This window comes from Bacillus sp. lyk4-R2A-2, from assembly GCF_030209735.1.
In the GTDB taxonomy this organism is placed as follows: Bacteria; Bacillota; Bacilli; order Bacillales; family Bacillaceae; genus Bacillus; species Bacillus pumilus.
The window spans coordinates 221,933-243,200 of sequence record NZ_JARVRK010000006.1 but is presented as its reverse complement, the minus strand read 5'-3'; the positions used below and the strand labels follow the sequence as shown (position 1 = coordinate 243,200).

The 21,268-nt window shown below is 41.7% G+C and carries 19 protein-coding genes and 1 riboswitch; of the genes, 14 read left to right on the top strand and 5 right to left on the bottom strand.

Annotated features, from left to right (window positions below; translation table 11 throughout):
- Nucleotides 1–146: 146 nt before the first annotated feature.
- The 4 genes from QRN39_RS12170 to QRN39_RS12155 all read left to right on the top strand — a co-directional run bounded on the left by QRN39_RS12170 (nucleotide 147) and on the right by QRN39_RS12155 (nucleotide 4,943).
- Entirely contained in the window at nucleotides 147–758 is a 612-nt protein-coding gene (locus QRN39_RS12170; protein ID WP_003212961.1) for a trimeric intracellular cation channel family protein, read from the top strand.
- A 321-nt stretch (nucleotides 759–1,079) separates the two neighbouring features.
- The gene (locus QRN39_RS12165) at nucleotides 1,080–3,095 is read left to right on the top strand and encodes a Na+/H+ antiporter (RefSeq protein ID WP_284907331.1); all 2,016 of its coding nucleotides are present in this window, start codon (nucleotides 1,080–1,082) and stop codon (nucleotides 3,093–3,095) included.
- 63 nt (nucleotides 3,096–3,158) lie between these two features.
- The gene (locus QRN39_RS12160; RefSeq protein WP_284907330.1) at nucleotides 3,159–4,028 is read left to right on the top strand and encodes an ROK family protein; all 870 of its coding nucleotides are present in this window, start codon (nucleotides 3,159–3,161) and stop codon (nucleotides 4,026–4,028) included.
- Between the two features lie 69 nt (nucleotides 4,029–4,097).
- Entirely contained in the window at nucleotides 4,098–4,943 is an 846-nt protein-coding gene (locus QRN39_RS12155) for an aldo/keto reductase (protein ID WP_012011253.1), read from the top strand.
- 40 nt (nucleotides 4,944–4,983) lie between these two features.
- Here the strand turns inward: QRN39_RS12155 and modB are convergent, their stop codons facing one another.
- From modB to QRN39_RS12135, 4 genes are all read right to left on the bottom strand, one after another.
- The gene (modB, locus tag QRN39_RS12150) at nucleotides 4,984–5,649 is read right to left on the bottom strand and encodes a molybdate ABC transporter permease subunit (RefSeq protein WP_212045537.1); all 666 of its coding nucleotides are present in this window, start codon (nucleotides 5,647–5,649) and stop codon (nucleotides 4,984–4,986) included.
- A complete protein-coding gene (gene modA / locus QRN39_RS12145) occupies nucleotides 5,649–6,425 on the bottom strand; it encodes a molybdate ABC transporter substrate-binding protein (protein ID WP_034620123.1) in 777 nt (258 codons plus the stop codon). The genes modB and modA overlap by 1 nt, the downstream gene beginning before the upstream one ends.
- A 151-nt stretch (nucleotides 6,426–6,576) precedes the next feature.
- Nucleotides 6,577–8,427: an LTA synthase family protein gene (locus QRN39_RS12140; protein WP_284907329.1), complete on the bottom strand. Its 1,851-nt coding sequence runs from the start codon at nucleotides 8,425–8,427 to the stop codon at nucleotides 6,577–6,579.
- A 124-nt stretch (nucleotides 8,428–8,551) separates the two neighbouring features.
- Complete coding sequence (locus tag QRN39_RS12135) at nucleotides 8,552–9,043, bottom strand: metal-dependent hydrolase (protein ID WP_050944121.1); 492 nt, start codon at nucleotides 9,041–9,043, stop codon at nucleotides 8,552–8,554.
- Between the two features lie 171 nt (nucleotides 9,044–9,214).
- On the opposite strand from QRN39_RS12135, the gene QRN39_RS12130 reads away from it, so the two are divergent.
- The 3 genes from QRN39_RS12130 to QRN39_RS12120 all read left to right on the top strand — a co-directional run bounded on the left by QRN39_RS12130 (nucleotide 9,215) and on the right by QRN39_RS12120 (nucleotide 11,769).
- Nucleotides 9,215–9,643 (top strand): MarR family winged helix-turn-helix transcriptional regulator, encoded by a 429-nt coding sequence (locus tag QRN39_RS12130; protein WP_003213061.1) that lies wholly within the window; start codon nucleotides 9,215–9,217, stop codon nucleotides 9,641–9,643.
- An 82-nt stretch (nucleotides 9,644–9,725) separates the two neighbouring features.
- Nucleotides 9,726–9,869: a small acid-soluble spore protein SspJ gene (gene sspJ / locus QRN39_RS12125; protein ID WP_003213383.1), complete on the top strand. Its 144-nt coding sequence runs from the start codon at nucleotides 9,726–9,728 to the stop codon at nucleotides 9,867–9,869.
- 121 nt (nucleotides 9,870–9,990) lie between these two features.
- A riboswitch (Lysine riboswitch) is annotated at nucleotides 9,991–10,169 on the top strand.
- Nucleotides 10,170–10,362: 193 nt separating this feature from the next.
- Nucleotides 10,363–11,769, top strand: a complete 1,407-nt coding sequence (locus QRN39_RS12120; protein WP_050944120.1) for an amino acid permease — start codon at nucleotides 10,363–10,365, stop codon at nucleotides 11,767–11,769.
- A 35-nt stretch (nucleotides 11,770–11,804) separates the two neighbouring features.
- Here the strand turns inward: QRN39_RS12120 and QRN39_RS12115 are convergent, their stop codons facing one another.
- Entirely contained in the window at nucleotides 11,805–12,743 is a 939-nt protein-coding gene (locus QRN39_RS12115; RefSeq protein WP_284907328.1) for an iron-hydroxamate ABC transporter substrate-binding protein, read from the bottom strand.
- A gap of 259 nt (nucleotides 12,744–13,002) precedes the next feature.
- Between QRN39_RS12115 and QRN39_RS12110 the strand changes: the two genes are divergently transcribed.
- The 7 genes from QRN39_RS12110 to QRN39_RS12080 all read left to right on the top strand — a co-directional run bounded on the left by QRN39_RS12110 (nucleotide 13,003) and on the right by QRN39_RS12080 (nucleotide 21,224).
- A complete protein-coding gene (locus QRN39_RS12110; RefSeq protein WP_226804051.1) occupies nucleotides 13,003–14,055 on the top strand; it encodes a FecCD family ABC transporter permease in 1,053 nt (350 codons plus the stop codon).
- Nucleotides 14,056–15,078 (top strand): FecCD family ABC transporter permease, encoded by a 1,023-nt coding sequence (locus QRN39_RS12105; protein WP_065098030.1) that lies wholly within the window; start codon nucleotides 14,056–14,058, stop codon nucleotides 15,076–15,078.
- 21 nt (nucleotides 15,079–15,099) lie between these two features.
- Complete coding sequence (locus QRN39_RS12100) at nucleotides 15,100–15,915, top strand: ABC transporter ATP-binding protein (RefSeq protein ID WP_137054411.1); 816 nt, start codon at nucleotides 15,100–15,102, stop codon at nucleotides 15,913–15,915.
- 176 nt (nucleotides 15,916–16,091) lie between these two features.
- Nucleotides 16,092–16,814, top strand: coding sequence for a response regulator transcription factor (locus QRN39_RS12095; RefSeq protein WP_050944115.1), 723 nt, complete (start codon nucleotides 16,092–16,094; stop codon nucleotides 16,812–16,814).
- Between the two features lie 3 nt (nucleotides 16,815–16,817).
- Entirely contained in the window at nucleotides 16,818–18,572 is a 1,755-nt protein-coding gene (locus QRN39_RS12090; RefSeq protein WP_050944114.1) for a HAMP domain-containing sensor histidine kinase, read from the top strand.
- A 136-nt stretch (nucleotides 18,573–18,708) separates the two neighbouring features.
- Nucleotides 18,709–20,145, top strand: coding sequence for a glucuronate isomerase (uxaC, locus tag QRN39_RS12085; protein WP_284907327.1), 1,437 nt, complete (start codon nucleotides 18,709–18,711; stop codon nucleotides 20,143–20,145).
- 68 nt (nucleotides 20,146–20,213) lie between these two features.
- Nucleotides 20,214–21,224 (top strand): LacI family DNA-binding transcriptional regulator, encoded by a 1,011-nt coding sequence (locus QRN39_RS12080; protein WP_003212963.1) that lies wholly within the window; start codon nucleotides 20,214–20,216, stop codon nucleotides 21,222–21,224.
- Nucleotides 21,225–21,268: the final 44 nt, after the last annotated feature.

The window sequence follows — 21,268 nt, the reverse complement described above, 5'->3', positions numbered from 1 at the left end:
GAGATAGCCTGCTTTTTAGCGGGCTATTTTTTATTTTTGCAAAAAGATAAAATTTAAAGAAAATTTGTATTGCTTTTCGCTTATGTCAGATATACATTAAGGGAGTAGTGTTAGATGATCAGATCATGTAAGGAGATAAGCGGAAAATGGCATGGGAAGTCTTAAGTATCATTGGTATTATCGCATTCGCGATTAGTGGTGCGATAGTGGCAATGGAGGAAGAGTACGATATTCTTGGTGTGTACATTTTAGGGATTGTGACAGCATTTGGCGGTGGAGCGATTCGGAATCTATTAATCGGTCTTCCGGTGTCTGCTTTATGGTCACAGGGCAAGATGTTTACCATTGCTCTTGTATCCATTACGATTGTGTTTCTTTTTCCAAAGCTTTTGCTCAAGCACTGGAGCACATGGGGGAATTTCTCGGATGCGATTGGCTTAGCAGCGTTTGCGATTCAAGGTGCATTATTTGCTGTGCAAAGAGAGCTTCCGCTCAGTGCGGTCATTGTGGCAGCCATTCTGACTGGAAGCGGTGGCGGAATTGTGCGTGATTTATTGGCAGGGCGAAAGCCACTTGTGCTAAAAGCGGAGATTTACGCAGTCTGGGCAGCACTTGGCGGCTTACTCGTAGGACTCGGTTTAGCACAAGGAGAGATTGCTTTGTATTTGCTGTTTCTCATCCTCGTCGTATGCAGGGTTTGTTCCTACCTATTCAAATGGCGGCTTCCCGCTAGGTCTTATTTTTTAAATAAAGGGTAAAACGAGAAAAGAGCGATTTCGCTCTTTTTTTGTGTTTGAAACGAGCTGGATGTCAGCAGGTAATGGAGTTTTCGTGTAAAATAAAAGCAGGGTCTTTTTGTTCATCATTGGAACAATACATATGATGAAAATTTTGTCAGCTGGCTGAATATCTGGATTCAGCCTTTTTTTGCCTAGATGGATTGTTATGTGTTGGTTTCACATTTTGCGGAATACTAAAGAAGCTTCTATGATCGGACGGATGAATCAACTCGAAATGAACACATCTTTGCATGTAAGCAAAACTTGACGAAAAAATTAAAATAGGAGGGACACGTACTAGTGGAGATTTTTTTGGCAGTGCTCGTACTACTTGCACTCATTGCATCATCTAATATTATCAATCGTTTTGTCCCCTTTATTCCAGTCCCGTTAATTCAAGTGGGCTTAGGAATACTGGTGGCAGCTTTTCCTTCAGGTTTACATATTTCTTTAAATCCTGAACTATTCTTCGTTTTATTCATTGCGCCGCTGTTATTTAATGACGGGAAGCGTACCCCAAGGGACGAGCTGTGGAAATTAAGAGCGCCGATTCTTCTGTTAGCCCTAGGGTTAGTCTTTGCGACAGTCATTGTCGCAGGATATACCATCCATTGGATGATCCCAAGCATACCACTTCCAGCCGCATTTGCGCTTGCAGCGATTTTATCACCGACAGATGTGGTAGCAGTCAGTGCTCTTTCCAGCCGTGTGAACATGCCAAAGGGCATCATGAGACTGCTGGAAGGCGAGGGATTGATGAACGATGCATCAGGACTTGTCGCCTTTAAATTTGCCATTGCAGCAACAGTAACTGGCGCTTTTTCAATTGCTGAGGCATCCTTTAGCTTTGTCCTGATTGCCGCAGGTGGTCTATTGACTGGATTTATTCTATCCTTTTTTATCATTCGTTTTCGCTATTTTCTCCGCCGTTTAGGAATGGACGATGTCACGATGCATATCATTCTGCAAATCCTTACACCATTTGTCATCTATTTAGCAGCTGAAGAAATTGGTGTATCCGGCATTTTAGCCGTTGTTGCTGGCGGTGTGACACATGCCATTGAGCAGGATCGAATGGAAGCAAATTTAGCCAAACTGCAAATTGCTTCATCAAACACATGGAATATTATTTTATTTATATTAAACGGACTTGTTTTCGTTATTCTTGGATTGCAGATTCCTGATGTATCGACAGTGATTTTCCAGGATGAAGCATTTAATAATATGCAGGTCATCAGTTACATCTTAATCATCACGCTATGTCTCATGATCCTGAGATTCTTATGGGTATGGCTCTTCTGGGCAGGTAACTGGAGTGTAACGAAAAAGCAGAATGTGAAAAAACCGAAGCTGCGTGCTTCGATGCTGATGACATTCTCTGGTGTTCGTGGTGCTGTCACTTTAGCTGGTGCCTTCTCAATCCCATTTACGCTTGCGGACGGATCACCATTCCCCGAGCGGCATTTGATTATTTTCCTCGCAGCAGGCGTCATTTTATGTACACTCATTTTAGCTAGTGTATTATTGCCTCTTTTATCTGAGAAAAAAGACAAACAAATCGCCGTGGATTTGGATACAAAGGTTCAGCATGCGAAACGGAAGCTGCTGAGAAGTGCCATTAAAACCTTAAGAGAAGGAATGAATGAAGACAACAGGGAAGTGTCTATAGCACTCATTAATGATTACCGAATGAAGCTGCGTAATATCCAGCGTGAGCCGTACCAATTCGGGATGAGAAGACAGGAACGAAAAATTAGATTGCATGGAATTAAAGCAGAACAAATGAAGCTTCAGCAATTAATTGATGAAGAGAAATTAGATAAAGAAGAAGCCTATGAGCTACAGGAGAGATTTCATGAGCTGGAAATGCTGTATTCAAACTCCTTCAAAATTCGTTTTTCAAAAGTGAAGTTCCTGCGCTTGCTTCAGTGGCTTCAATTATGGCGACCGAATCAGCTCGTTTCCAGCGGTATTTTAGAAAACGAAGACTCGTACAAGCAAATCCGTAAGAAAACGGCAGAGGCTGCTGTGGACTCGATCAAACAGCATATGACCGATGAAAATAAACAAACGTGTCACCAAGTGATTGGCTTTTACAACCAAGTCATTTATCGATGTGAACACGGTCCAAGCTTCTTTCAGCAAAAAGACCGTTCGTTTGACCGGAAGAAAAAAGAGCTTAACTTCCAAGCTGTACAGACGATTCGAAATGAAATTCAAACTTTGTATGAAAATGGTGAAATCAATCGTGATATTGCCCATCATCTAAGGGAGTATATCAATGATATGGAAGCTGTTCTTCTGACCAATACGTAATGTTGTGATCTTCTCCCCTATGTTTTATGATGAAGAAAGAGAACAAGCAGGGGGAGATCAATGATGGCGTATTATGGAGCAATTGAAGCTGGCGGTACAAAGTTTTGTTGTGCAATTGGCAATGAGCACGGGGACATTCTCGAAGAAATGACAATTCCTACAGAGCACCCAGAAAAAACATTACAAAAGCTCATCCCATTTTTCGAGCAGCATGACATTGAAGCATTAGGGGTCGGCTCCTTTGGACCGATTTGTGTCCAAAAGGACGACCCTTCTTACGGTTATATCATGAACACGCCGAAAGTAGAGTGGAAGCATTACCCGTTCATTCCAGAGCTAGAGAAGCAATTAGAAGTCCCAGTATCTTTTACAACAGATGTAAATGCGGCAGCCTTAGGTGAATTAACAAAAGGAGCAGCCAAAGGGCTGAATAGTTGTTTGTATATCACGGTCGGTACGGGTATCGGTGCTGGCGCTGTTGTAAAAAACGAGCTTCTTCACGGTCATTCGCATCCAGAAATGGGGCACATCCTTGTCAGGCAGCATGAATCAGACGTATTTGAAGGAGTCTGCCCAGCGCATGGGACGTGTTTAGAAGGACTGGCAGCTGGACCAGCGATTGAGAAAAGATGGGGGAAATCTGCTAAAGAGCTTACGGAGGAAGAATCAGTTTGGGCACTTGAAGCTGACTATTTGGCGCAGGCGCTGATGCAGTACTCGCTTATTTTAAGCCCAGAGCGCATCATTATGGGCGGGGGTGTCATGAAGCAAAAACAACTGTTTCCACTAATTCGAGAGAAGCTTGCTGCTTATCTCAATGATTATGTAGACCTGCCGCCGCTTGATTCATATATTGTCTCTCCTGGACTTGAAGACAAGGCCGGCATGACAGGTGCTTTGCTGTTAGCCATCGAAGCGAAGAAAAAAGCCTGATAATAGAGTTTTAATGGACAACGTGAGATAATGAAAAAGATGGAATCTATGAAAAAGGTGGTTGTTAAAATGGTTAAAAGCTTGAATGATACCGTAACACTGAATAACGGAGTGGAAATGCCTTGGTTTGGTTTAGGTGTATTCAAAGTGGAGGACGGCAATCAAGTGGTAGATGCCGTAAAAGCAGCCATACGCAACGGATACCGCAGTATTGATACGGCTGCCGTTTATAAAAATGAGACAGGCGTAGGCAAAGCAATTAAAGAATCTGGCGTGAAACGAGAAGATTTGTTCATTACGTCTAAAGTATGGAATACGGATCAAGGCTATGACAAAGCGCTGGCTGCATTTGACGCAAGCTTGAATCGATTAGGTCTTGATTACTTAGATCTCTATTTGATTCATTGGCCTGGCCCAAATGCAGAAACATTTAAAGACACATGGCGTGCGCTTGAGAAGCTTTACAAGGATGGGAAAGTGAGAGCCATTGGCGTCAGCAACTTCTACATTCAGCATTTAGAAGAGCTATTAAAAGATGCTGAGGTTGTTCCAGCCGTGAACCAAGTTGAATTTCATCCGAAACTGACACTTGTCGAACTACGTCAATACGCAAAAGAAAAAGGCATTCAAATTGAAGCGTGGTCTCCGCTCATGCAAGGAAAGCTATTAGATCATGACGTATTAAAGGACATGGCTGCACGCTACAACAAATCTGTTGCTCAGGTCATCTTGCGCTGGGATCTGCAAAGCGGTGTCGTGACGATTCCAAAATCAATCAACGAAGAACGCATTAAACAAAATGCAGATATTTTTGATTTCGAATTATCAAAGGAAGACATGGAAAAAATCGATGCATTAAACAATAACGAGCGTGTCGGCTCGAATCCAGAGACGATGACGGTTGGGTTTGAATAAATGAAAAAATCCTCTTTCTCACGTGAGAAAGGGGATTTTTTTACGTACTACTTCTACGCACAGCCAAAAGCATAATAAAAGATAAGATCACAATACAGATCGTCCATGCCCAAGCAAGCTCCATGCGTCCAGAATCAATCGCCACATAGATAGCGGTTGGGAGTGTTTGGGTTTTTCCTGGGATGTTGCCGGCAAACATTAAGGTCGCCCCGAATTCTCCAAGGGCTCTTGCAAAGCTAAGGATGCTGCCTGACAAGAGGGAAGGCAGGGCAAGTGGTACGGTGATATAGGCAAAGACTTGGAAGGAATGAGCACCATCTACTTTTGCAGCCCCTTCAATATCTGACTCAATTGTAGAAAAGCCCGCCTTTGCTGATTGATACATGAGCGGGAATGCCACGACTGTCGAAGCAATAACCGCCGCCCACCATGTGAAAATGACCGGCTGATGGAAGATCCATTCAATCGCGCCCCCTATTACACTATGCTTTCCGAATACGACGAGCAATAAAAAGCCAACGACTGTTGGCGGGAGAACGAGCGGCATCATCAGGAGCGTTTCCACAATCATTTTCCCTTTAAAAGTTGTTCGCGCCATCCAGAAGCCAATCGTTGTGCCAAAGACAGTGGCCAACAGCCCGCTGACGATAGCCACTTGCACGGACAGCCAAATGGGTGATAGAAAGTCTTCAGTCAGCATAGGCATTACGACACTTGAAAGCCGTATTTCTTAAAAATGGATGTGGCTTTATCAGATTGAAGAAATTGAAAAAAGGCTTTGGCTTCCGTAAGATGATTTGTCCCTTTGACAATCCCTACTGGATATATAACCGGGGAGTGCATGTCCGAATTTGCTTCAGCTGCAATCTTTACTTTTTTAGAAACGAGGGCGTCTGTTTTATACACAACACCTGCTTCGACATTTCCAGTTTCAACGTAGCTTAAAACTTGCCGTACATCTTTGGCATAGACAGCATTCTTTTTCACTTGATCCCATATATTCAGTTTTGTGAAAATCTCTTTGCCATATGTACCAGCAGGAACCGATTCAGGTGTGCCAAGAGCGATCTTTCCTTTTACGTGCTGGACGTCTTGAAAGCTTTTAATAGAGGAAGAGCCATCTTTTGGCACAATAAGGACTAGCTCATTTTGTATGGCGTCCTTGATATATTCTCGGTCAATGTCTCCAGATTGAACAAGTTCATCGAAGGGCTCTTCAGCTGCTGAGAAAAAGAGATCCGCTTTTGCTCCTTGAGCGATTTGCTGCTTCAATGCGCCGGATGATCCGAAGTTATTCGTTAATGTCACATGTGGATGCTGTTTGTGAAAGGAGGCTTCAATTTCCTTTAGTGCATCCTGAAGACTTGCCGCTGCTGAAATTACAAGCTCTGTTTTTTTATTCGAATTAGATGGCTTCATCTCTGTTTGGCATCCACTCAGAAGCAAACATATGGAGATGAAGGCTAAGAATATATACTTCATGTTCACACCTCTTATCATTCAATATCATGTAGTTCCCTTTATTATAAGCAAACTTATTTGAGCATTCATAGGCTTTCAATAAAAAGAGAAAAGAAAAAGCCGCCAAATGGCGACTTTCAGCGTGACGACTAAGGAGATCGTTTTATCCTGTTTACTGCTGATAAAAACGCAGCAAATTCCCATTGATCACCTTGTCTGATAAGGAGAGCTCTTTATTGGCTTTTTCGATATAAGGCTGACATACCTCATCCTGCTTCACGGGTTCTTTTGTTTTTTGATCATAGCAGGTGTTCTTTGTATAGAGATAATCATCTGTAATAAAGTTACCGTTTCTCAATACAGCGAAAGGCGTCCGTTCATTTGAAAATAAATCATTGCCGAATTGAATGGAATCCTTCGTTTCAATCCCTAGTAAGTGAAGAAGTGTCGGCTTGACGTCCATTTGACCAGCTGTTTCAGAAATCGTCTGCGGTGCTTGGTCCGTGACACCAGGAATGTAAATCAAAAACGGAACACGCTGCAGTTTGACCGCATCAAACGGTGTGATTTCCTCTTGATCGAGCAGCTGTGCCATTGCCTCATGATGTGCCTCAGAGATGCCATAATGGTCACCCATGAGCACAAACATCGTATTGTCATACAATCCTTCTTCTTTCATACGGTCAAAAAACAACTTAATCGCTTCATCTTGATAGCGGACGGTCGTCACATAGCGGTTTAAAATGGTACTGGACGAATCATATTCATCAATAAACTGATCCTTCGGGTCAATTTCAAATGGAAAATGATTGGTCAAAGTAATGAACGTACTGTAATAAGGCTGCTTCAACTTTTTTAAATAATCAATGGATTGATCAAAGAAGTCGATATCCTTTAAGCCCCAGCCAGTGGAATTCCGTTCATTGACATGATATGAATCGACATCATAAAAACGATCAATTCCTAGAGATTTATACATTACATCACGATTCCAAAACGTTTTATTATTCGCATGAAATTGGACGGATTGATAGTTTTCCTTTTTCAACTGCTTGTATAACGTATCATATTCATTATCACTCGCTGTGAAAAAGACAGCGCCGCTGCTAGAAGGGTATAGGGAATTCGCGACAATAAACTCTGAATCGGACGTCTTCCCCTGTTCTGTCTGCTGATAAAATTCATCAAAATAAAAACTCTTTTTAGCCAATTGATTTAAAAAGGGAGTGATATATTGTCCATTTACCTTTTGATTCATGACAAATTGCTGCGTCGATTCAAGTGAAATGAACACAACGTTCTTGCCTTTAGCAAGTCCGAAGTACTCTTCGTTTGGTGCGCTGTAATCAGCCTTTGTGTAGTTTGCTACAGTAGAAAGCGTATCTTCATCTGCAAAAGCCTTTTGTCCAATGCGTGCCGTTTGGGCAGCACCGTCGTAAAGATGGAATTGGAACAGCCCGAGGTTTCTGACAATGACTTCACGATCATAAGAGCTTGTCAGAAATCGAGGGTGATCCATCATAGCTGAGCTGACATGAAACAATAGGAAGCTGCAGCAGATCGCATAATATGTTTTGATCGTCTTGTATGACGCTTTTGGGGCTAATGGTTTGCGCTTGAGCAGCCAAGCAAGTACGACAAAATCAACGAGCATCAGCACAAAGAGCGGGTGGAATAATTCCGTCATACTGCTGCCCATATCTCCCATGTTCTTCGCTTGGAATAGCACGGGAATGGTAATGAAATCAATGTAAAAACCATAAAAGATCGTATTCGATATAAGAATCGCCGTAAGAATAAAATTTGCAGTCAATAAAAAAACCTTTTGTTTGGTTTCATTTAAAAAAAGAGCTATCCCAAACAAAGGGAGTAGAAAGCTAAGTGGATTGATCAAAAGCAGCCATTCATGAAACAGATTGGCCGTTCGTATGTGAAAACCTAGTTGATAAATGATGTATGTTTTCATCCACATGAAGAGGATGGAATACACTAAAAACCAGTGATTTTTGAAAAACGCTTTCATTTATGTATCTCCTCATCATTCTGTATTCAGCTGCAAGGCAAAAACACTTATCTTAAACCTACTAAAAAAATGAGGAATGATCAATTCATATCTTATCTTTTTCGCAAAACTCTTTTTTATTCTGTTAGAACTGGATGGGGATAGATATGCCGCAGATGACGGCGATGTAATAGCAGGTGACGACAGTGAGAGCAGCTAGTACGACTTGTTCTCCTGTGCTGCCTGTTTTGACATAGAAGGGGAGACGCACTTTAATGGAAGCTGGAAATAAAAATTTAATGCCGTTCACTGTTCCAGCATCAAGGATAAGGTGGCTCGCCATTCCAACTAGTAAACCGATACTTAGGCTGTCATTTGGAATGTATGTTGTCGCAAGAAAATAAATGATCAGCAGAAATAATAAACTGTGAGTGAACGTGCGATGACCGAATACGCTGCTGATCAGTGCCGAGAGCAGCGGAAATTTTCTACCGATTTTACTTTTTGTATGGCAAAGATCGGGGATCAAAGCACCTGCTGATCCAGCTGCAGCCATGATGACTGGGTCGAATCCGTAGTAGTAGGCGACGGCTGTTGAGGCGGCGATTCCGCCCATAATGTGTGTTTTTCCTGTCATGATGCGTACTCCTGTTCTGTTTTTTGTTCAAGTCCTCACTATATCAAGGGTGAATTCATTCAGCAAGACTTATTTCTAAAGAAAAAGAGGGCAAAAGGGTTGGCTGATTGGAAAAACATTCTATAATAAGGGGGAAGTCATGTTGATACTAACGATAAGGATGCGATTCGGATGGGTAATGCAGACATTTTAAAAGAAATTGTTCTTGTACATTATGAAGTCAGCCGTAAATTAAACCGCAAGTTACTTGAGTTAGAAAAAGACATCACGCCTCCGCAGATATATGCTCTTTCTATTTTGATACAAGGCAAAGTATCACATGCCGAAGAGCTGAAACAAAGACTCTCTTTAAACCCAGGTGCAGCCTCCATTGCACTCAATAAATTATGTGAGCAGGGCTATATTCAGAGAGAACGGGACAAAGACGACCCCTCGCTCGTCCGATTAGAAGCCACCGAAAAAGGGCAGGTGATTTATGAAAAGCACACACGTCTTTTCGGAAAGGTGATTCAGCATATGATGTCAGACTTCACAAAGGAAGACTTAAAGACCTATTTGACGTATCTGCAAAAAATGAGACAGACCTTTCATGATGATTGAGCCTTTCCACTTTGTATAATGCGGCGCACTGTAGCACAAATTAAACAGGCAACCGCATTTTATGAAAAGGGAGGAAACAGCGATGTCATTTTTCCAAAAGGATAAAAAGGCGAAAAGCGAGAAAGACCACAAGCAAGTAGATCAGCTGTTAGAAGAAGCAAGCAAAGAGCTAGCAGGCGATCCGCTTCAGGAAGCTGTACAAAAGAAGAAAAACAACGATCAATAAACAGGTATAGGGCAGAGAAAAGGATCTCTGCCCTTTTTCTATGTTTTTCCCTTTGACAGAAGTGAGAATGTTTGATAACCTTCGTGTAGTAAAAATGAATAGAAATCCTCACGCTATGTCTCAGTGAGGTAGAGGTTGCGCGGATGATGAGTCACTCATGGGAGAGATGGAATCGAAGAACATGAGAAAAAAGGCATCAGCGCCGAAGTGTAGAGAGAGCTCCAACTTTCTTTATGCTGGGTCTGCATTGAATAAATGCAGGACTGCCACGTCTTTGAAGCGTGGAGGGCTATCCGGAGATCAAGGTGTATGTTTTGAAAAGCATGGACTGTTGTTCAGGCTTTTTTTTATGTTCTGAGTACCGAAGATAAGGGTATGCTGTTAAGAAAGTGGACCCATGAGGAACATAAAGAATACAAGTCATTGCTTCACAAATATATCAATGAAGATACTGCCGGGTCTGGTCCGAAGTGAATATAACGGAGGTACGGAAATGGAACAGACAAAAAAATGGGGTTTTTGGTTATTGACGGCTTTTGTCGTCGGAAATATGGTAGGTTCAGGCATCTTTATGCTGCCAAGTACGCTTGCCCAGCATGCGAGTCCTTTAGGTGTGACGATGGCATGGCTTGTCACAGGTGGCGGTGTGCTGATGATTGCACTTGTTTTTGGGCATTTGTCCATTCATAAGCCGCAGCTAACGGCAGGACCACAAAGTTATGCAAGAGCACTTTTTAACGATCCGAAAAAGGGGAAAGCGGCCGGTTTTACAATGGTTTGGGGATATTGGGTAGCAAGCTGGATTAGTAATGTCGCGATTATTACGAGTCTTGCCGGTTATTTAACGACATTTTTCCCAATTCTCACAGTGAAGACGGAGATTTTCACCTTTGGTAAAGAAGCGATCACACTTGGTCAGCTGACAACGTTTATTGTATGTACCATTCTTCTTTGGGGAACACATACGATCTTAATTACAAGCTTAAGTGCTGCAAGTAAATTAAACTTTATTACGACCTTTTCAAAGGTACTTGGATTCGTCCTTTTTATTGTTGCGGGATTATTTGCATTCCAAACGGCATTATTTGAACATTATTACTTCCCAGTTGCAGCAGAAGGCGAAGGAATGCTCGGACTTGGAGGCCAAATTCATCATGCGGCCATTTCCACTCTATGGGCATTTATTGGCATCGAATCTGCTGTCATTTTATCAGGAAGAGCGTCCTCGCAGCGCGATGTGAAACGTGCAACGATTACAGGTCTTTTAATTGCACTTTCTATCTACATGATTATTACTTTGATTACAATGGGCGTCCTGCCACACGATCAGTTGCAAGGCTCAGATAAACCATTCGTTGACGTGCTTCAGCTTATTATTGGACCGGCTGGTGGAATTGTGATGGCATTGCTTGCGATTATTTGTTTATTTGGCTCGATGCTTGGCTGGATCTTACTTGGTTCAGAAGTACCATACCAAGCAGCAAAGGCTGGCGATTTCCCGGCAGTATTTGCAAAAACAAACAAAAAAGGCAGTCCTGTTTTTGCTTTAACGGTTACAAATATCATGTCACAGCTGTTTATTTTCTCAGTGATGTCTCGTACGATTAATGAAGCTTTTACCTTTTTAACGACATCAGCGACACTTGCGTATCTCATTCCGTATATTGTGTCTTCGATCTATAGCTTTAAAGTCATCATGCAAGGTGACACGTATGATCTTCAAAAAGGGAAGCGAACAAGAGACGGAATCATTGCGCTTGTTGCGATGGGGTATTCCGCTTGGGTCATTATTTCAGGAACAGCTGATTTGAAAACATTTGGACTTGGCATCGGTCTGTTCTTAGTAGGTATTTTGCTTTATCCATTCATGTCAAAAGGATTTGCCAAAGGAACGGAATAAGGGAAACGTTTCTCCACATATGGAGAAACGTTTTTTTATGATGCAGATGTTAATCGGTCCACAATAAACTCAAGCTGTCCTTCTAATGAAACTGGGTCATTAAAGAAGTAACCGACAGGGTCGATTTCAAATACGTGTTTATTTTGTACAGCAGGAAGTGATGCCCAAATGCTGCTTTCATACACATGGTCTCCTTTACTTTTTGACCCGCTCCATGGACTAGTGAAAATATAGTCGCCTGCGTATTCTGGCAGCTTTTCAAGGGAAATGTTTGCATAGCCGACGCCGCTGTCGATGGCATCTTTTTTAACTGCCTTTGGCGCACGTAATTTCAGCTCATCATAAATAATTTCGCCTCCGCGTGCAAAGGTGTTTCCAAAGATATAGATCCCTTTATCAAAAGGTGACACGATTGAAACGGTTTTACTGCCGACCGCTTTTGTTACTTTAGGCTTTACCTCAGCTATTTTGGTATCCCATTTTGCGATCCATTCTGCTGCTTTTTTCGGTGTACCTGTCATTTTACCGAATTCTTTTAGTTGATCTTTAAAGGAATATTGATTGTATTTAATGGCAACGGTTGGCGCAATTTTTTTGTATTGATCAAATTTCTCGTCTTCTCCCCAAGCAATAATCATATCTGGATTCAAAGCGGCGACCTTTTCGACAGAAGGGGTTGTTCCAAGGTTTTTGACACCATCCGTTTTGCCTTTATAGAAAGGGTTTTTAAAGATGGGTGCCGTTGCAGCAATTGGCGTCTTGCCAAGTGTCACGAGGTCACCGTAGTAGCTTTCTGCCAGAAGCACAATTCGTTTTGGATCTTTAGGGAGTTTGACTTCACCTTTTACATCCTGATAGGTGATTGTGTCATCCTGGTTGGCACCAGATTTTTTATTTGAAGTGCTGCCGCAAGCAGCTGTAAAAAGCATGAGAATGGCTAAGGATATCAAAAGAAATCCAGATCGGTTTTTCACAAAGATTCTCTCCTATTCACTCATATATGATAATGATTATCAATTTCAATTATATCGTAACATGATGGAATGAAAAATGCATCGGCTATTTTAGGGCCTAAAGAAAAATGGTGAATTTCTCCCGGTTTTTTGATGAAAATAAAGAAAATGTTCAGAACAATGATTTCAAAAAGAAAAGAAAGTGATATACTAGACTTCGAGATTGATAATCATTATCACTAATGAGGAATAGATTTGAACGGAAAGGAAGAGACTGGTTTTGGGCTCACAATCGAATAAACAGCTGCCGGCCAAAGACGATGCAATGGATATTGTCACGAAACCCTTTGGAACAGCAGTTGTTGTCATCATAGGAATTATCGCTTTAGCATTTGGTCTTTTTTTATCGGTATCATTAGGAGCAGCAAATATTCATCTTCACACGGTATGGGAAGCCATTTTTCAATTTGATCATGAGCAAACTTCACATCAAATCATCCGGGAATTGAGGCTGCCGCGTACAGTTGGGGCTGCACTCGTCGGTGCCTTTTTAGCCGTATCGGGGGCTATTATGCAAGGCATGACAAGAAATGCGCTTGCGTCTCCTGAAATTATGGGTGTGACAAATGGCTCTGCATTTGCGATTGCCATTGCGTTTGCTTTTTTCCCAGGACAATCTTCTTTTACATTAATTCTTTGGTCATTTGTTGGTGCGGCACTCGCTGCCTCTATTGTGTTTGGTGTCGGTACTCTTTCAAAAGGTGGATTGACCCCAGTGAAGCTCGCACTAGCTGGTACGGCTGTTGGGGCACTTTTAAGCTCCATCTCCTCAGCAATTGCCATCCGGTTTGACGTCGCTCAAGACATGAGCTTTTGGTATGCTGGCGGCGTGGCTGGTGTGAATTGGAGCAATATTAAGATCATCATTCCAGTTGCGGTTGCGGGGCTGATCATCGCAATGATTCTTGCCCGCTCGATCACTGTTCTCAGCTTAGGTGATGAATTGGCAAAAGGGCTTGGACAGTACACGAAAACTGTCAAGGTACTTGGAATATTGGTCGTCATTCTTCTAACAGGTGCTGCTGTCTCAGTGGCCGGTACTATTGGCTTTATCGGGCTTGTGATTCCTCATGTCACTCGTTTCTTGGTCGGAGTTGACTATCGATGGATTATCCCATGCTCAGCTATTTTAGGGGCGGTTCTGTTAATTTATGCAGACATTGCTGCAAGGCTGGTCAATGCCCCATTTGAAACGCCAGTCGGTGCCATTACTGCAATTATAGGCGTTCCTTTCTTCTTATATTTAGCTAGACGTGAAAGGAGCGGGATTTAGATGGAAATGGTGCAGCAGGCAAAGAAAAAGAAATACAAACGAACGATGCTCATGATCTTTTTGGCGATCGTGGCTGTGTTCCTTATTAGTTTAAATACCGGAGAAATTCGCATTTCTCCGATGGATACATTGAAAACATTTTTTGGATTCGGAAGTGAAATGGATGAGCTTGTATTATTCGAGTTCAGACTTCCAAGAATGGTCATCGCTTTACTTGTTGGCGCTTCTATCGCTGTATCAGGAGCGATTTGGCAAGGTGTTTCTCAAAACGGTTTAGCCGATCCAGGCATTCTTGGTGTCAATGCGGGCGCAGGCTTTGCAGTGGTTTTGTTTATTTTTGCTTTCCAAGGTACGATGTCAAACCTAGGTGATTTTACGATCTTTGTACTGCCGCTCTTCGCTTTTGTAGGTGCAGGCTTTGCTGCATTTCTTATCTATGTGTTAGCGTGGAAAAAAGGCATCACACCTGTTCGATTGATTTTAACGGGTATTGGCGTGAATGCTGCGTTTTCAGCAGCAATTGTGGTTATTCAATTAAAAATGAGCCCAAATGATTTTAACCAAGCCATCGTGTGGTTATCAGGAAGCATTTGGGGCTCAAGCTGGACGTATGTCCTGGCTGTCCTGCCATGGATGCTGATTTTCCTTGTATTAGCGGTTGTAAGAGCACGCTACTTAAATATCATGAATTTGGGTGACCAGCTTTCCTACGGCTTAGGGATCTCGGTTCATAAAGAAAGAAGCTTTTTTATGCTGATTGCTGTTGCATTAGCAGGTGCTAGTGTCGCTGTTGCAGGTAGTATCTCGTTCTTAGGGTTAGCCGCACCGCACTTGGCGAGAAAGCTTGTTGGACCAAAGCATCAAGGAATGATACCAGCCTCCGCGTTGATTGGCGCATTGTTATTATTACTGGCAGATACACTTGGCCGCGTCATACTTGCACCATCAGAGGTGCCAGTTGGTCTTGTCGTTTCGGCTTTAGGCGCACCTTACTTCATTTACTTATTGATGAAAACGAACTAAGAAGGAAGGAGAGTACAACATATGAAATCGCTCGAAACAGAAAAGCTTTGTATTGGCTATAATGACCGTTTGATTGTAGACGATTTAAATATCAGTATCCCAAAAGGCAAGGTGACGACATTGATTGGACCGAATGGGTGCGGAAAATCAACGATTTTAAAAACAATGTCCCGTATCATGAAGTCCAATCAAGGCGTTGTTTACTTAAATGGTCAGGCTATTCATCAAACGCCTACAAAAGAAATTTCAAAACAAATGGCGATCTTACCGCAAACGCCCGAAGCACCAAGTGGACTGACAGTGTATGAGCTGGTGTCATATGGACGTTTCCCACATCAAAATGGATTTGGGCGCTTATCAAATGAAGATAAACGAATCATCAGATGGGCACTTGAGGAAACGGGCATGATTGCTTTTCATGATCGGCCAATTGAAGCACTTTCTGGTGGACAGCGTCAGCGTGTATGGATTGCAATGGCACTTGCCCAGGAAACAGAACTGCTTCTATTGGATGAGCCGACGACGTATTTGGACCTGGCACATCAGCTCGAGATTCTTCAGCTGTTAGAACGGTTAAACAGAGAGCAGGGACGAACTGTGTTGATGGTCATTCATGATTTGAATCATGCGGCACGTTTTTCTCATTACATGATTGCCCTCAATCAAGGAAAAGTCATCAAAGATGGGACGCCTCATGAGGTCATGACCAAAGAAGTGCTTGGTCAGGTATTCCACATTGATGCAGAAATCGTACTTGACCCTAGAACGAATAAGCCGATCTGTTTAACATATGACTTAATGAATCATGAAAGAAAGCTAGAAGCTGTGAATGGATAATAGAAGTAAAAGGAACTCGGTGGAATAGCCGAGTTTTTTTGCGTCTCTGAAACTTCCTAGTGCTGCCATTTTCTCCAGTTGATATTTTTTCGCTTTTATGCAGAAAAGAGGTACTTTTTTACTTTAGACAATGGTAATATACGGTTAGAGATCATAGCTAGAAAGGAAAGAGATGCGTGGAAACAGCAAAAATATTGATTGCAGATGACGAAGAAGCAATTGTAAAAATGGTTGAACGCGTATTAAAAAAAGAAGGATTCAAGCATATTTATAAAGCCTACCATGCAGATGAAGCATTAGATGTTGTCAAAAACGAGGACATCCACCTTTTACTTCTAGATGTGATGATGCCCGGTAAGTCTGGTTTTGATGTTCTTCCTGAAATGAGAAAATATACGAAAGCGCCCATTTTCTATTTAACCGCAAGAACGTCTGATGTAGATAAACTGACCGGCTTTGCTCAAGGAGCAGATGATTACATCACAAAGCCATTTAACCCGCTAGAGCTAGTGGCTAGAATTAAGGCTCACTTAAACCGAACATATATCTCTTTAAAGGAAGACCATGATGAGGCTCAAAGTCAATACGAATATGCCCATTTCTCTTATCATCCTCATTCAGCCGAATTGAAAGTAAGAGGAGAGGTGACTGCATGCTCAGCTCAGCTGCTTTCCTTGCTGAAGTACTTTTGTGATCATCCGAATGTGGTTCTTTCAAAAGATCAAATCTATGAGAAAGTATGGGGCGTCCCATCATATGGTGATAACAACACCGTGATGGTTCATATCCGAAAGCTGAGAGAAAAGATCGAGCTAGATCCGAGTCAGCCAGAATATATTGTGACGATCCGTGGTATGGGCTATAAATTTATACCGCACCCAGCAAAGGTTCTTAAATAATTTATGAATCTACGAGCAAAACTCTTCTTTCACTTTGTCGGACAAATGTTTATTGTGATTGCCATTTTGATCATCGGAAATACGTTCTCTGATAATTTATATTTAAAAAAATACTACGAGAACATGGCTGAAACCGGTTTAACAAAAGCTGATGGAGATACACTCATGAGCTGGCTTTATTTTAATGAGGATGGAAAAATGGAAGCCGATGATCAGCTGAAACAAGCAGTGAGAAAACGAGACGGATGGCTGCAAGTCATTGATTCAAAAAAGGATAACGTCTATAGCTATCACCGCCCTAAGTCCATTCCAACTTCCTATCAAAAGGATGAAATGATCAAGATCTTTGAAAAAAGGCAATATAAAGATTACAAGATGTACTTCTGGCCCATTGAGATTGATCAAAAAAGCTTTATCGTGCTATACGGGTTCAAAACGAACAGCACAAAGGTCGCCAACTATCTGAAGCAACACGAGAAAGACTTGGCTGCATTATCTCAATATTCGGTTGAAACGAAAGAATTCTTGAAGAGAATGAATGGATCGGTGCATCTGTTCAATGATGAAGGGAAATATTTACAAGGTATTCGAGCCAATACCAATTTGAAACATGAGGTAACAGATGTTGAACTGCTCAAGTATCAATCAAAGCCTTGGGAGTTTAGAAGTGATCTGTCTTATATCAGAGTGAATAAAAACCTGTATATCATTATTTCTGTACCAAATAAAGTATACAGCCCAGATGGATTATACGATAAAGAAACAGACGCTTTAAATCAATATACGACCATCTTAATTGCAGGTCTTGCGATTACGATTATTATCGTCATGACATTATGGTACTCGTATCGCTATGGACTGCCGATCTATCACATTATCCGCTGGCTGATTTTCTTATCTAGAAATAAATTGCAGGAACCAACAAATAGAAAAGGAATTCCAATCAGTAAAAATAAAAAAGGTCGTATTAAGCGGGAATACCGATTATTTGAGGATATCCTAAAAACAATGGATCAGCTCACGCTTACATTAAAAGAGAATGAAGCAAACCGAAGAAAAATTCAAACCACAAGGGAAGAATGGATTGCAGGATTGTCTCATGATTTGAAAACACCCCTTAGTACGATTTACGGCTACGGGCTCATGCTTGAATCTGATCAATATCAATGGTCCAAGGAAGAAGTCATGGAAATGGGACAGGTGATTCGTGAGAAATCAGAATACATGTCGACCTTGATTGAAGATTTAAACCTCACGTATCGACTAAAAAATGGCGCATTGCCTATTAATCGAAAGCCGATCGAGCTTGGTGAATTCTTAGCATCCATTATGGACGAGTTTTCAAGGAGCTCATTTTCAGAAGATTTCCCATCCTCCTTCGAAGATCAAACTGATGGTGTCATGTTTGAGATCGACAAAGCCTGGTTCAGACGAGTGATTGAGAACCTGCTAGCGAATGCAGTCAAGCATAACCAAAAAGGAACTCATATTACAGCTACCTTATCTGAAACAAATGAAGAAGTTCGGATCGAAATGAAAGACAACGGATGCGGAATGGCACAAGAAACGGTCGATCACTTATTTAACCGCTACTATAGAGGGACAAATACAAATGACCCAACGAATGGAACAGGACTCGGGCTGGCGATTGCAAAAGAGCTTGTCTTGCTGCATGACGGTGATATTCAAGTGGAAAGTGAACAAGGTGCTGGAACAACTATTGCGATTATCCTAAAAAAATCACCTCCTGTAAAATAGCCAAAAAACGATTTTCCTTTCAAAAGGAGATCGTTTTTTCCTGTTTTAGGATTGAAATCAACTTTGTAAACGATTACAATTAAATTGTTAACGTGAACAAAACAATTTCATACGATAAGAGGGATGGGGGAATTTGATGAAAGCCTTTTTAGATGAGCAGTTTTTACTAAACAGTCCAACGGCGGAAAAGTTATACCATGAGTTTGCAAAGGACCTTCCAATCATAGATTACCATTGTCATTTAAGCCCTAAAGACATCTATGAAAATAAAACCTTCCGAAATATCACCGAGGCATGGCTTTATGGAGATCATTACAAATGGCGTGCCATGAGAGCAAACGGCATCCCTGAAACGCACGTCACGGGGGATGCATCTGATGATGATAAATTTTTGGCGTGGGCAAAGACCGTCCCTATGACCATAGGAAATCCGCTCTATCACTGGACTCATCTAGAGCTGAGAAGATATTTCGGAGTCGAAGACCTATTAAATGAAAAAAATGCAGACATCATTTGGCAGAAAGTCAATGAAAAGCTGCAAGGAGAGGGATTTGGGGCGAGAGACTTCATCATGAAATCAAACGTTGAAACCGTTGTCACAACAGATGATCCGGTCGATTCTCTTCAATATCATCAAAAACTGCGGGAAGAGGGATTCTCTGTACAAGTGCTTCCAGGGTTTCGACCTGATAAAGCACTCGATATAGCGAATGATCTGTTTGAAAAATATGTTCATGAGCTGGCAGAGGCTTCAGCTATCCCAATACAATCCTACCAAGACTTTTTACATGCCCTCCGTGCGAGAATTGATTTTTTTCATGATCACGGCTGCTTGATCTCAGATCATGCCATTAATGAAATGACATATGAAGAAACGACACAAGAAGAAGTGGAGACCATCTTTCATAAAAGAATGTCTGGTCATCCATTGACGGAAAAAGAGAAGATCAAATTTAAAACAGAGACATTCATTATGCTAGGTCAGGCTTACTGTGAGCGTGGCTGGGCAATGCAGCTTCATATCAATGCATTTAGAAACAACAATACGAAAATGTTTGAGAGGCTCGGACCAGATACGGGGTACGATGCGATGAATGACGAAGACATTGCAAAGCCGCTTTGCCGAATATTAGATCGTTTAGAACAAGAAGATGCATTGCCAAACACGATTCTTTATTCCTTGAATCCAAGGGACAATGTAGTGATATCAACATTGGCTGGAAGCTTTCAAGACGGGAAGACACCTGGGAAGATGCAGCACGGAACAGCCTGGTGGTTTAATGATACGAAGCAAGGAATGACAGAGCAGATGATGGCTCTTTCCAGTATCGGACTGATCAGCCGTTTTATCGGGATGCTGACAGATTCACGAAGCTTTTTGTCCTATACAAGGCATGAATATTTCCGAAGACTGCTTTGTGATATCATCGGGGATTGGGTAGAAAAAGGAGAAGTCCCCTATGACCTTGAGCTGTTAGGGGGCATTGTGAAAGGTATCAGCTATGAAAATGCCAAGCAATATTTTCAATTTGACCGAGCAAAGCAGCTCCATCATCAAAGTAAAATCACATGAGGAAAAAGGTGAGAAAATGAAAGCGGTTTTATGATAAGATGGAAAAAAATCATAAAAGGCGGAATAGCATGACAGTCACAATTAAAGACATAGCAAAATTGGCAAATGTCTCTCATACCACAGTATCAAGGGCTTTGAATAACAGTCCTTTTATTAAAGAGAAGACAAAACAAAAGATTTTGTCGATTGCAAAACAGCTGAACTATTCACCAAATGTCCATGCCAGAGGCCTTGTATCACAAAAATCGTTTACAATCGGTCTGTTTTTCACGAGTTTAACAGAAGGCACATCCTCAAGCTTCTTTGTGGATGCGTTAAAAGGCGTCAATAGCGTCATGACAGAGCATTACAATCTGTTTGTTAGGGGTATTGACGATTTTCACGATTACACAACCATTCATAAACAGCGCTACGATGGCATTTTGCTGATGAGCCAAAGCGAGCACGATGAAGCGTTTATCCATCATGTCAAGAAACAGGGCATTCCAATCATTGTGCTGAATCGCCGTGTAGAAAGTAATGAAGTGATGAATATATTAGCAGATGATAGTCAAGGAGCATATCAGGCAGCGCACTATTTCATTCAGCAAGGCCATCAACAAATCGCCATCATTGAAGGAAAAGAAGGCTTTAAATCGACTCAGGAGAGAAAAGCTGGCTTTCTCCAAGCGTTAATTGATCACCATATTCCTATGAAAAAAGAATATATGATCACGGGTGACTACCATATGAAAAGCGGCTATGAATCAATGGAATCTCTGCTGACCCTTGATCATCCGCCAACAGCGCTTTTTTGCTCTAACGATGACATGGCCATTGGTGCGATGAATGCTTTATATGCAAAGGGCAAGACGTGTCCAGGCGATATCTCTATTATTGGTTTTGATGATATTGCATTTTCATCCTATACCACGCCTGCACTAACAACGGTGAAAAAGCCAATCGAAAAAATGTGTGCACTTGGAGCAGAAGCCATCCTATCCGTCATAAACGGTGAAGAGCAGGAAAAAGATCATATGGAAAAAATGTATGTCCACACAGAGCTGATGATCAGAGATTCAGTCAAAAAGGTGCAGTAATCAGCATCTTTTATAGAAGAATGTTCACGTGTGCATAAATTACA

Excerpts from the sequence above, each read along its gene's own strand:
- QRN39_RS12170 (WP_003212961.1), top strand. The coding sequence starts at position 147 with ATGGCATGGGAAGTCTTAAGTATCATTGGTATTATCGCATTCGCGATT.
- QRN39_RS12160 (WP_284907330.1), top strand. The coding sequence starts at position 3,159 with ATGGCGTATTATGGAGCAATTGAAGCTGGCGGTACAAAGTTTTGTTGT.
- QRN39_RS12155 (WP_012011253.1), top strand. The coding sequence starts at position 4,098 with ATGGTTAAAAGCTTGAATGATACCGTAACACTGAATAACGGAGTGGAA.
- modB (WP_212045537.1), bottom strand. The coding sequence starts at position 5,649 with ATGCCTATGCTGACTGAAGACTTTCTATCACCCATTTGGCTGTCCGTG.
- modA (WP_034620123.1), bottom strand. The coding sequence starts at position 6,425 with ATGAAGTATATATTCTTAGCCTTCATCTCCATATGTTTGCTTCTGAGT.
- QRN39_RS12140 (WP_284907329.1), bottom strand. The coding sequence starts at position 8,427 with ATGAAAGCGTTTTTCAAAAATCACTGGTTTTTAGTGTATTCCATCCTC.
- QRN39_RS12135 (WP_050944121.1), bottom strand. The coding sequence starts at position 9,043 with ATGACAGGAAAAACACACATTATGGGCGGAATCGCCGCCTCAACAGCC.
- QRN39_RS12130 (WP_003213061.1), top strand. The coding sequence starts at position 9,215 with ATGGGTAATGCAGACATTTTAAAAGAAATTGTTCTTGTACATTATGAA.
- sspJ (WP_003213383.1), top strand. The coding sequence starts at position 9,726 with ATGTCATTTTTCCAAAAGGATAAAAAGGCGAAAAGCGAGAAAGACCAC.
- QRN39_RS12120 (WP_050944120.1), top strand. The coding sequence starts at position 10,363 with ATGGAACAGACAAAAAAATGGGGTTTTTGGTTATTGACGGCTTTTGTC.
- QRN39_RS12105 (WP_065098030.1), top strand. The coding sequence starts at position 14,056 with ATGGAAATGGTGCAGCAGGCAAAGAAAAAGAAATACAAACGAACGATG.
- QRN39_RS12100 (WP_137054411.1), top strand. The coding sequence starts at position 15,100 with ATGAAATCGCTCGAAACAGAAAAGCTTTGTATTGGCTATAATGACCGT.
- QRN39_RS12090 (WP_050944114.1), top strand. The coding sequence starts at position 16,818 with ATGAATCTACGAGCAAAACTCTTCTTTCACTTTGTCGGACAAATGTTT.
- uxaC (WP_284907327.1), top strand. The coding sequence starts at position 18,709 with ATGAAAGCCTTTTTAGATGAGCAGTTTTTACTAAACAGTCCAACGGCG.
- QRN39_RS12080 (WP_003212963.1), top strand. The coding sequence starts at position 20,214 with ATGACAGTCACAATTAAAGACATAGCAAAATTGGCAAATGTCTCTCAT.